The organism is Nocardioides sp., assembly GCF_024509035.1.
Classification (GTDB): Bacteria; Actinomycetota; Actinomycetes; order Propionibacteriales; family Nocardioidaceae; genus Nocardioides.
Genome location: NZ_JANINT010000061.1, coordinates 1 through 10,246, shown reverse-complemented (window position 1 = coordinate 10,246; position 10,246 = coordinate 1). Strand labels below are relative to the sequence as shown.

General features: G+C 73.0%; 8 protein-coding genes. 4 read left to right on the top strand and 4 right to left on the bottom strand.

Annotated elements, in window-relative coordinates; all coding sequences use genetic code 11:
* A partial coding sequence (locus Q0L15_RS05595) for an SbcC/MukB-like Walker B domain-containing protein (RefSeq protein ID WP_296602839.1) occupies window positions 1–1,560 on the top strand: 1,560 nt, incomplete at its 5' end.
* Between the two features lie 67 nt (window positions 1,561–1,627).
* Here Q0L15_RS05595 and Q0L15_RS05590 read toward each other — a convergent pair.
* Window positions 1,628–2,104, bottom strand: coding sequence for a pyridoxamine 5'-phosphate oxidase family protein (locus Q0L15_RS05590; protein ID WP_296602838.1), 477 nt, complete (start codon window positions 2,102–2,104; stop codon window positions 1,628–1,630).
* Between the two features lie 58 nt (window positions 2,105–2,162).
* Window positions 2,163–3,116 carry an NAD(P)-dependent alcohol dehydrogenase gene (locus Q0L15_RS05585; RefSeq protein WP_296602836.1) on the bottom strand — a complete coding sequence of 318 codons (954 nt, stop codon included), beginning with the start codon at window positions 3,114–3,116 and terminating at the stop codon, window positions 2,163–2,165.
* 82 nt (window positions 3,117–3,198) lie between these two features.
* Here Q0L15_RS05585 and Q0L15_RS05580 point away from each other — a divergent pair, with 82 nt between their 5' ends.
* The 3 genes from Q0L15_RS05580 to Q0L15_RS05570 all read left to right on the top strand — a co-directional run bounded on the left by Q0L15_RS05580 (window position 3,199) and on the right by Q0L15_RS05570 (window position 6,747).
* Window positions 3,199–4,734, top strand: coding sequence for a TldD/PmbA family protein (locus Q0L15_RS05580; RefSeq protein WP_296602835.1), 1,536 nt, complete (start codon window positions 3,199–3,201; stop codon window positions 4,732–4,734).
* Window positions 4,734–6,128 carry a metallopeptidase TldD-related protein gene (locus Q0L15_RS05575; RefSeq protein ID WP_296602833.1) on the top strand — a complete coding sequence of 465 codons (1,395 nt, stop codon included), beginning with the start codon at window positions 4,734–4,736 and terminating at the stop codon, window positions 6,126–6,128. Before Q0L15_RS05580 ends, Q0L15_RS05575 begins: the two co-directional genes overlap by 1 nt.
* A 100-nt stretch (window positions 6,129–6,228) precedes the next feature.
* Window positions 6,229–6,747 (top strand): hypothetical protein, encoded by a 519-nt coding sequence (locus Q0L15_RS05570; RefSeq protein WP_296602832.1) that lies wholly within the window; start codon window positions 6,229–6,231, stop codon window positions 6,745–6,747.
* Window positions 6,748–6,792: 45 nt separating this feature from the next.
* Here Q0L15_RS05570 and Q0L15_RS05565 read toward each other — a convergent pair whose 3' ends face one another.
* Window positions 6,793–8,154, bottom strand: coding sequence for a serine hydrolase (locus Q0L15_RS05565; RefSeq protein WP_296602831.1), 1,362 nt, complete (start codon window positions 8,152–8,154; stop codon window positions 6,793–6,795).
* A partial coding sequence (gene gcvP, locus Q0L15_RS05560; protein WP_296602830.1) for an aminomethyl-transferring glycine dehydrogenase occupies window positions 8,151–10,246 on the bottom strand: 2,096 nt, incomplete at its 5' end. The genes gcvP and Q0L15_RS05565, both read right to left, overlap by 4 nt.

Here is a 10,246-nt window from a genome sequence, read left to right as displayed (position 1 = left end):
CCTCGGGCCGCCCGGCTGTCCGAGGTGCGCGCCGAGGTCGACCGGCTGGAGCGGCGCCGCCTCGAGCTGGCCACCGAGCGCGAGGCGGCCCACCTCGCCGCCGTCCGTCTCGTCGAGACGCTGACGGTCGAGGTCGCCCGGGCGCGCGAGGCACACGCCGTGGCCCGGACCGAGGCCCAGCGGCTGCGCGGCCACGCGCTCGACATCCGCGAGGCGCGCCTGGACGGCATGGCCGCCGAGATCGCCGGGGCGCTGGCCGTCGGGGCGAGCTGTCCGGTGTGCGGCTCGTGCGACCACCCGCACAAGGCCGCGGTGCGTGCCGGCGCTCCCGACGACGCCGCCGAGAAGGCCGCGGTGCGCGCCGCCGACGACGCCGCTGCCACCGAGCACCTGCGTGACATGGAGGTCCGAGACCTGGCCGCCCGGCTCACCGCGGCGACCGAGCGCGTCGAGGAGGTGCCGTCCGCGCTGGCGGCCGAGGAGAGCGCCATCGACGCCGCACTGACCCGGCTCACCGCCGAGCAGGAGGGGCTGGCCGCCGAGCTGGCCGACTTCGACGAGGCGCTGGCGTCCTCCTACGCCCGTCGTGAGCAGTCCGGCCGCGCCGCGCTGGCGGCCCTCGACGCGGTCGAGACCGCCGCCACCGCCCTCGCCGAGGCGCAGGACGCGCTCACGCTGGCCGTTGCCGAGGCCGGCTTCGCGACGGCCGAGGAGGCGCTGGCCGCCCACCTCCAGCCCCGGGACTACGACCGGCTCGCTGCCGCGGTCGCTGACCACGACCGCCGCTTGGCGGCCGTGACCGCCGTGCTCGCCGAGCCGGGCGCGGCCGAGGTGGCGGCGGCGGAGCTGCCCGACCTGCCGGCACTCGAGCAGGCCCACCGCTCCGCGCTCGACGCTCTCGGAGCGGCGCGCGCCCAGGAGGCCGCGTGGACCGGCCGGGCCTCGCGGCTCGCCGGCTTGGTGGCCGACCTCGACGCCGCCCTGCGCGAGTGGGAGCCGATGCGCGAGGAGCTCGAGCTCGCCACTGCCCTGTGCAGCTTCGTCGAGGGCAAGTCGGCCGACAACCGGCTGCAGATGCGGCTGTCCGCCTACGTGCTCGCCTACCGCCTGTCCCAGGTCGTCGCCGCCGCGAACGCCCGGCTCGGACGGATGAGCGACCAGCGCTACTCCCTCGAGCACACCGGCCGCCGCGGCGCCGGCGAGACCCGCGGCGGCCTGAGTCTGCTCGTGCGCGACGACTGGTCAGGCGAGTCCCGCGACCCCGCGACGCTCTCCGGCGGCGAGACGTTCGTGGTCTCGCTCGCCCTCGCCCTCGGCCTCGCCGACGTGGTCACCCAGGAGGCGGGCGGCGCCGACCTCGACACGCTGTTCGTCGACGAGGGCTTCGGGTCCCTCGACGCCGACACCCTCGACGACGTGATGGACACCCTCGACTCGCTGCGCGACGGCGGCCGGGTCGTCGGCGTCGTCAGCCACGTGGCCGAGATGCGCGACCGCATCCCGACCCGGCTGGTCGTGACGAAGTCACGCCGCGGATCGACCCTGGCGGTCAGCCGCTGACCTCAGAGATCGACCTCAGGGACCGAGCTCCGAGATCGAGCTCCGAGATCGACCTCGGAGATCCATCTCAGAGATCGACCTCACCGTGGTCGGCGTCGTAGGTGTCGCCGGTGAGCTTGGTCTTGGCGAAGCTGATGAGCGAGGCGACCTTGCCTCCCGGGGTGTCCCAGTACTCGCCGTGGTCGAGGTCGACGCGCAGCAGCACCGCGTTCGGGTCCTCCGGCCCGCCCGGCAGCCACGCCTCGGCGAAGGTGTTCCACAGCTCCTTCAGCTTCGCGAGGTCGTCGACGACGGCCGCCCGGCCGTAGACCGCCACCCACGAGTCGCGTGCGGAGAAGGTCAGCGACACCCGCGGCTCCTGTGCGACCGCCCGGGTGTGCTCGGTGTCGCGTGCCGTGATGAACCACAGCTCCGCGGTCGGCTCGACCTCCTGGCGCGCCATCGGCACGCTGCGCGGCCCCTCGGGGCCGAAGGTGGTGAGCATCGCGATCGGGATGTCGCCGATGAGGTCCACGAGCTGCTTCTGGTCTGCGGTGTCGGTCATGGCGCGCCAGTACCCGATCGGCCGTTCGCCTCACCCTCTGCTGGCGGCGGTCCCGGCCTCAGGACGGGACGACGACCACCTTGCCGAGCGCCCGCCCCTCACCGACGTGCGCGAGTGCCGCGGGCACCTCGTCGAGGGGGTACGTCCGGTCGACGTGGCACGCGACGTCGCCGGCCACGCAGCGCGTGGCGATCGGCGTGAAGTGGTCCGGCCCCTCCTTGACCGCGAGGACACCGATCGAACGCCGACCGGGGAGCCCGAGGACCGGCCCGAGAGCGAGCACCCGCAGCATGGTTCCGACCGAGCCGCCCACGCACCGGTACCGGCCGTGGGGCGCGAGCACCCGCCGGTAGGCCCGGACCGTACGACGTGCCACGAGGTCCAGGACCACGTCGTACGGCTGGGTGCGCGTGTAGTCGTCCCGGGTGTGGTCGATCACCTCGTCGGCTCCCACGGACCGCATGAAGTCCAGCTTCGCGGTGTTGTCCACGCCGATGACGTGGGCGCCGGCCAGCTTCGCCAGCTGGAGGGCGAACGACCCGGACCCACCGCCCGCGCCGTTGACCAGCACCCGGTCACCCGCCGTGACCGTTCGTGTCCCCTGCAAGGCGATCGCGCCGGCCTGCGGGATCGTCGAGGCGGCCTCGAACGACAGGCCGGACGGCTTCGGCGCCAGCACGGACTCCGGAGCGACGGCGAGCTCGGCGAACCCGCCCTTGAGGGCCAGGTTGTCGCCGTACACCTCGTCGCCGACCCGGAACCGGGTCGCCCCGGGGCCGACCGCCTCGACCACCCCCGCGATGTCGGAGCCGAGCACCCGCCGCGCGGGCGCGCGGAGACCGCCGATCCGGGCGTACGCCGGGGAGCCGCGCAGGCACTCCCAGTCGCTGAGGTTCACCGACGTGGCCGCGACCCTGACCAGGACCTGACCCGCGCCCGGTGTCGGCGGCGGCACCTCCGCGAGCCGGAGCACCTCGGGGCCTCCGTAACGGTCGTAGACCACTGCCCTCACGCCGACCTCCGCCACTCGTCGCTGCCGCAACCGTAGTCGTGCCCGAGCAGCGCGGCCCGGCCTTTCCGGTAGGTTCGCGACCATGAGCGGGCCGGTCCTGGATTCGTCGTTCACCGCACTCCCCTACCGCGCCCTCGGCGACGCGGCCCTGGCGCGGGCGAGCGAGCTCGGCGCCAGCCATGCCGACTTCCGCTTCGAGCGGGTGCGCTACCAGAACCTCGGCGTGCGCGACGGCGTGCTCCAGGGCGCCAACGACACCGAGGACCTCGGGTTCGCCGTCCGCGTCATCCACCGGGGCGCCTGGGGCTTCGCCTCCGGCGTCATCCTCTCGCCCGACGAGGCCGTCCGGGTGGCCGAGGTCGCGGTCGCGGTGGCGAAGGTCGCCGCCGAGATGACCGGCGCGCCCGTGGAGCTCGCTGACGAGCCGGTCCACGACGACGTCACGTGGATCTCGCCGTACGTCGTCAACCCGCTCGAGGTCCCGGTGCGCGACAAGGCCGAGGTCCTCATCGACTGGACCAACCGCCTCCGGACGGGTGCGTCGGTCGACCACGCCTCCGCGCACCTGCTGCAGGTGCAGGAGAACAAGTACTACGCCGACCTCACCGGCACCCGCACCACCCAGCAGCGGATCCGCCTGCACCCCGGGTTCGAGGCGATGGGTGCGATCGAGGACGCCTTCGACTCGATGGCGAGCATCGCGCCGCCGGTCGGCCGCGGCTGGGAGTACCTCGACGGAGGGCCCGACAGCTGGGACTGGGACGCCGAGATCGCCGAGGTCCCCGAGCTGCTCGTCGAGAAGCTCCGCGCTCCGAGCGTCGAGGCCGGCAGCTACGACCTCGTGATCCACCCCTCCAACCTGTGGTTGACGATCCACGAGTCGATCGGGCACGCCACCGAGCTCGACCGGGCGCTCGGCTACGAGGCCAACTACGCCGGCACCTCGTTCGCCACCCCCGACCTCCTCGGCACCTTGCGCTACGGGTCGCCGGTCATGAACGTCACCGGCGATCGCACCGAGCCGCACGGCCTGGCCTCCATCGGCTACGACGACGAGGGCGTCGCCACCCAGCGCTGGGACATCGTCAAGGACGGCACGCTCGTCGGCTACCAGCTCGACCGCGCGATGGGCCGGATGTACCCCGACCTCGCTGGGCCCGACTTTCCGGCGGGCCGCTCCAACGGGTGCGCCTACGCCGACTCCCCCGGCCACATCCCCATCCAGCGGATGGCCAACGTGTCCCTGCAGCCGGCGCCCGACGGCCCCTCCACCGAGGAGCTCGTGGGTCGCGTCGAGCGCGGGCTCTACGTCGTGGGTGACAAGTCGTGGAGCATCGACATGCAGCGCTTCAACTTCCAGTTCACCGGCCAGCGCTTCTTCCGCATCGTCGACGGGCGGCTCGCGGGCCAGGTCCGCGACGCGGCGTACCAGGCCACGACCACCGACTTCTGGGGGTCGATGGAGGCGGTCGGCGGGCCGCAGACCTATGTGCTGGGCGGGGCGTTCAACTGCGGCAAGGCCCAACCAGGCCAGGTGGCCAGCGTCAGCCACGGCTGCCCCACAGCCCTGTTCCGCGACGTCCGCATCCTCAACACCACCGACGAGGCCGGCCACTGATGAGCACTCCCGTCTCCCCCCAGTCCTTCGTCGAGCACGCGGTCGCGACCTCGGTCGCCGACGACTGCGTGGTGATCGTGCGTGACAGGACGAGTGCCAACCTGCGCTGGGCCAACAACACCCTCACCACCAACGGCGTGATGAGCGGCGTCGACCTCACGGTGATCTCGTTCGTCCGCACCGCCGAGGGCGTGGCGACCGGCTCGATGACCGGCAGCGTCACGACCCAGGCCGGGGTCAGCGCGCTCGTCGACGCCGCGGACGCCGCGGCCCGCGCTGCTGCGCCGGCCGAGGACGCCGCCGACCTGGTCCGAGACGCCGTCTCCCCCGACTGGGACGACCCCGCCGTTCCGACCGACATCCACGTCTACGACGCCGTCGCGCCCGCGCTCGGCGAGGCGTTCCGCCGCGCCGCCGGCGAGGGCCGCGTGCTCTACGGGTTCGTCAACCACGAGTCGACCACGACCTACCTCGGCTCCACGACCGGCCTGCGCCTGCGCCACGTGCAGCCCACCGGCCACGTCGGCTGCACCGCCAAGACCGCGGACCTCACCCGCAGCGCGTGGATCGGGGCCGCCACCCGCGACTTCACCGACGTCGACCCGCTCGCCCTCGATGCTCAGCTGGCCCAGCGCCTCGCCTGGGCCGAGCGGCAGGTCGACCTGCCCGCCGGACGCTACGACACGATCCTGCCGCCCACCGCGGTCGCCGACCTGATGATCGATGCCTACTGGTACGCCGGCGCGCGCACCGCCCACGAGGGCCAGTCGGTCTACAGCAGGCGCGGCGGTGGCACCCGGATCGGTGAGAGCCTGGCGAAGCCGGGCGTCAACCTGTTCTCCGACCCGGCGTACCGCGGGCTGGAGTGCGAGCCGTTCGCCCTCGCGGCCAGCTCGAGCAACGAGTCGTCGGTGTTCGACAACGGGCTACCGCTGGAGCGCACCGACTGGATCCGCGACGGCCACCTGTCCGCGCTGCTGCAGACCCGGCACTCCGCCGCGATGACCGGGCAACCGGTGACCCCCGCGATCGACAACCTCGTCCTCAGCGTCGACGGGGCGTCCGGGTCGATCGACGACCTCGTCGCGGGGACCGAGCGAGGGCTGCTGCTCACCTGCCTGTGGTACATCCGCGAGGTCGACCCGCAGACGCTGCTGCTGACCGGCATCACGCGCGACGGCGTCTACCTCGTCGAGAACGGCGAGATCACCGGGGCGGTCAACAACTTCCGCTTCAACGAGAGCCCGGTCGACCTGCTCAACCGCTTCACGCACGCCTCCGCGACGGTCCCCGCCTTCAGCCGCGAGTGGGGCGACGACTACTTCAGCCGCACGGCGATGCCGGCGCTGCGGGTCCCCGACTTCAACATGTCGAGCGTGTCGCAGGCCCGCTGAACCGCGGCCGGAAAGTCGCATGCAACCGGACCGGCCGGTCCGGCGTATCCCCTGTGTTCGAACCCGAACGACACCCGACACACAGGAAGCAAGGCATCTCATGCGCAGCACCCAGCTGATCACCAGCGCCTTGGCCGTCGCCGCGACCTCCAGCCTGATCGGCCTGGGCACCCCCGCGACGGCCGGCGAGCCGACCACCACCCGCGAGCGCGGCCTCGTCATCGAGTGCACCGGCACCATCAAGGGCCAGCCGGTCTACACGAGCCTCTACGAGAGCAACGTCGCCTCGAACACGATCCAGGTCCTCATCGGTGACGACGACCGCCAGGTCGGCGGCAGCCGCGACACCGACACCGACTTCCGCACGGGTCGCCAGGTCCGCGGCACCCTGAAGGTCGCCGGGGGGCGGGCGCTCGTCGAGGGCACCGCTCGCAAGACCGGCGTCCGGACCTCGGTCCACGAGGAGCACGACGACGCCGGCCAGCACATCACCATCGACGGCTTCCACCGCCGTCTGGCCACCGACCTGACCTTGTCGTGGAAGGGCGCGACCGCACCGCTCACGTGCGACAACGCCTTCCTCTACGACCTGCGGGTCACCAAGGAGTCCACGGTCTGACCTCCGTCAGCCCGTGGGCAAGCAGCGGCAACTGCAGCGGCACCGCTAACGGCCCGGAGCGCCCCCAGGGATGGGGGTCTCCGGGTCGTACGGCGTTCGGGTGTAGACGAACGTCGCGACCTCCAGGTGGGCGACGGAGCCATCCGATCGTCGTACGACGTGCATCGTCTCGCCGGCGTGGTAGCCCGTGCGCCCCACGATGCGGCCGTCCTGCACGACGAAGCGGTAGGCCTCCACGCCGTTGCGCAGGCCGACCAGCTCGTGACCCTCCATCGTGAACACGACCGGGGTGTTGCCCCAGTGCCAGACGCCCGGGACGCCGGCGAGCTCGGGCGGCAGCGGCGCCGCCGGGCGCCACGGCTCGGGCAGCGACGGCTCGCAGTCCTCGAGGTCCTCGAGCAGGCCGATCACGGCCTCGGCCGGTGAGAACCCGGTCGTGGCGTTGGCCAGCACCACGCCACCGGTGCGCCGACGCCGGTCCACGAGAACGGTGGCCAGGAAGCCCGGCATCGAACCGGTGTGACCGGCCAGCGTGCCCGAGCCGCCCGCGAACAGCTGGAAGCCCAACCCGTGCGCCGAGCGCAGCCCGTCCTCGGGGCTGCCCGACTGGGGCGCGAACGCGCGGGCGAGCTCGTCGGCTGAGAGCACGTCGGGGTGGCCGTGGCCGAGGAAGGCGGCGTACGTCGCGAGGTCGGTGATCGTCGCCCAGAGCTGCCCCGCCGGCGCCATGGCGCCGTTGTCGGTGGCCGGCTCGTCGACGAGCGTGGCCTCGTACGGATGCACCGAGTGGCCCTGAGCGGCCGCGCCGTGCGGGAGGTACGACGTGCGCGTCATGCCCAGTGGGTTGAGCACCCGGGTCCGGACGGCCTCCCACCAGGTCATGCCGAGCAGCCGTGCGGCCACCTCGCCGAGGACCGCGTAGCCGAGGTTGGAGTAGTGGAAGCGTTCGTCCGGGCCGAAGGCGGGTGCGGAGCCGTCGTTGGCGCGCATCAGCTCCTCGAAGGAGCCACCCGGGGTCCGCTCCCACCACGATCCGGCCGGCTCCGACTGGAGCCCGGCGTCGTGCGCCAGCAGCGTGCGCAGGCTCCGATCGGCGTAGGGGTGCCCGGCCAGATCCCCGAGCACCACGGAGGCGGGATCGTCGAGCCGGACCCGGCCGTCGCGCTCGAGCTGGAGCACGAGCACCGCGGTCATCGTCTTGGTGATCGAGCCGATGCGGTACTGCACGTCCAACGGGTCGTGCCCCGCGACCGCGGGGCCGCCGAACGCCCCGAACCACGCCGGTTCGCCGTCGCGGACCAGCCCGGCGACGACCGACGGCAGCCGACCGCTCGCCTGGGCGCGGGCGATCCGGGCCAGCAGTCGTCGTGCGGTGGTGTCCGTGACGGTCGTGGGGGTGTCGATCACTCCGCGAATGCTTCCAGAGGCGGGCAGGAGCAGACCAGGTGCCGGTCGCCGTACGCCTGGTCGATGCGGGCCACCGGCGGCCAGTACTTGTCGGGGTCGATCCCGGTCGGGAAGACGCCGAGCTCGCGGGAGTAGGGCCGGTCCCAGTCGCCGACCAGCGCGCGTGAGGTGTGCGGCGCGCCGCGCAGCGGCGAGTCCTCCGGGGACCACTCCCCCGCTGCGACCCGGTCGATCTCGCCCTTGATCGCGATCATCGCGTCGATGAACCGGTCGATCTCGCCGAGGTCCTCGGACTCCGTGGGCTCGACCATCAGCGTGCCGGCGACGGGGAACGACATCGTCGGGGCGTGGAAGCCGTAGTCGATCAGTCGCTTGGCGACGTCGTCGACGCTGACGCCGGTGTCCTTGGTCAGGCCGCGCAGGTCGAGGATGCACTCGTGGGCGACGAGCCCACCGTGGCCGCGGTAGAGCACCGGGTAGTGCTCGCCGAGCCGAGCGGCGACGTAGTTGGCCGAGAGCACCGCGGCCGCGGTCGCGCGGGTCAGGCCCGCGGCGCCCATCAGCCGGATGTAGGCCCATGAGATCGGCAGGATGCCCGCCGACCCGTACGGCGCCGCGCTGACCGGGCCGATCCCGGACCGCTTGGCCTCCTCGGGGTGCATGCCGTGCGAGGGCAGGTACGGCGCCAGGTGGGCCCGCGCCGCGACCGGGCCCACGCCCGGGCCACCCCCGCCGTGCGGGATGCAGAAGGTCTTGTGCAGGTTGAGGTGGGAGACGTCGCCGCCGAACTCGCCGGGCTTGGCATAGCCCAGCAGGGCGTTGAGGTTCGCCCCGTCGACGTACACCTGCCCGCCGTGCGCGTGCACGATCTCACACAGCTCGGTGATCGTGTCCTCGTACGCGCCGTGCGTCGAGGGGTAGGTCACCATGATCGCGGCGAGGTCCTCGGCGTGCGCCTCGCACTGGGCCCGCAGGTCGTCGAGGTCGACCTCGCCGCCCTCGTCGGACTTCACGACCACGACCCGCATCCCGGCCAGGACAGCCGAGGCGGCGTTGGTGCCGTGTGCCGAGGACGGGATCAGGCAGACGTTGCGCGCCTCCCCGCCGTTGGCCCGGTGGTAGGCGCGGATCGCGAGCAGCCCGGCGAGCTCGCCCTGCGAGCCGGCGTTCGGCTGGATCGACACCGAGTCGTAGCCGGTGACCTCGGCCAGCCAGGTCTCGAGCTCGCTCACCAGGCGCCGGTATCCCTGGGCGTCCTCGGCAGGAGCGAAGGGGTGCAGGTCGGCGAAGCCCGGCAGCGAGATCGGCTCCATCTCGGTGGTGGCGTTGAGCTTCATCGTGCACGACCCGAGCGGGATCATCCCGCGGTCGAGGGCGTAGTCGCGTGCCGAGAGCCGCCGCAGGTAGCGCAGCATCGCGGTCTCGCTGTGGTAGCTCGAGAACACCTCGTGGGTGAGGTAGTCCGACGTGCGCCGCAGCGGGGCCGGCAGGGCGTCGGCGGTCGTGGCGTCGACTGCGTCGAGGTCGACCCCGCTGATGCCGAACGCCTTGAGGACGCTCGAGAGCGTGGAGCGGCTGGTGCACTCGGAGGTGCTGATCGCGACGGTGTCGGCGTCCACCACGCGCAGGTGCACGCCCAGGCCGCGTGCCGCCGCCACGATGTCGGCCGCCCGCCCGGGCGCGGGGACCGTCAGCGTGTCGAAGTAGTGCTCATGGGCGACGCCGAAGCCGCCCTGCCCCAGCGCGGCCGCGAGCACCGCGGCGTAGCGGTGGGTGCGCGTGGCGATCGCGCGGAGTCCCTCGGGGCCGTGGTAGACGGCGTACATCGCCGCCGCGACGGCGAGCAGCACCTGCGCGGTGCAGATGTTGGAGGTGGCCTTGTCGCGACGGATGTGCTGCTCACGGGTCTGCAGCGCGAGCCGGTAGGCCGGCCGGCCCTCGGCGTCCACCGAGACGCCGACCAGGCGCCCGGGCAGGTGCCGCTCGAGGCCCGCGGAGACCGCCATGAACCCGGCGTGCGGCCCGCCGTAGAAGAGTGGGACGCCGAACCGCTGGCTCGAGCCGACCACCACGTCGGCGCCGAGGCTCCCGG